The sequence below is a fragment of the Vibrio sp. Y176 genome (assembly GCF_033438945.1).
Genome location: NZ_JAWOQS010000472.1, coordinates 1 through 729, shown reverse-complemented (window position 1 = coordinate 729; position 729 = coordinate 1). Strand labels below are relative to the sequence as shown.

1 pseudogene is annotated in these 729 nt (G+C 49.4%); it reads right to left on the bottom strand.

The features are described from left to right. A pseudogene (locus R7O13_RS26775) lies at positions 1-729 on the bottom strand ([protein-PII] uridylyltransferase); the annotation flags it as partial.

Below are 729 nucleotides of genomic sequence, written 5' to 3'. Positions count from 1 at the left end.
ATCGAGTGCTACAAACTCCATCAAGGTATGTTTCTTCCCTTTCGTTGGTAAGAAATCGACTTTGGTTTTCACATTGAAGTGTTGAAGTTTATTTGGGGTGCGGCGCGTTTTAATCTTCGTCGGACGACCCGCTTCCAGTACGTGAGTGAGGTGTTTAATCACGGCAGCATGGCGAGATTCGTCAATGGCTTCTCCATGTTGGTCGAGCACCATGAAGGTATCAATCACGTGGCCGTCTTTGCTGGTGATGATTTGTGCGTCATGAACGTTAAAGTTACGACGGTCGAGCTCCGCCACCACGGTAGCAAACAACGCTGGTTGATCTTTGGTGTAGACGAACACTTCTGTTCCACCGCGCGTAGCCTTTTTGCTGATAAGTACCAGCGGCTTGTTTGGATCATCCATACGCAGCAAATGCGCACAATGCCAAGCGATTTGAGTGTGAGTATGGCGCAAGAAATAGTCGGCTTTGAATCGTTGCCACAACACTTCGATTTGGCGCGCTGAAAACCCTTCTTTGCGCAGCAACGCGGAAGCCATTTGTTGGTTATGTCGAATACGTTCACGTACATCAACCGGATTTTCTAATCCGCGACGCAGTGCGCGTTGCGTTGAGTAGAAGAGCTCGGCAAGCAGCGTGCGTTTCCAAGCATTCCACCGCTCTGGATTGGTTGCGCAAATATCCGCAGCCGTGAGACACACTAAATACTCAAGAGATTCTTCGTCACG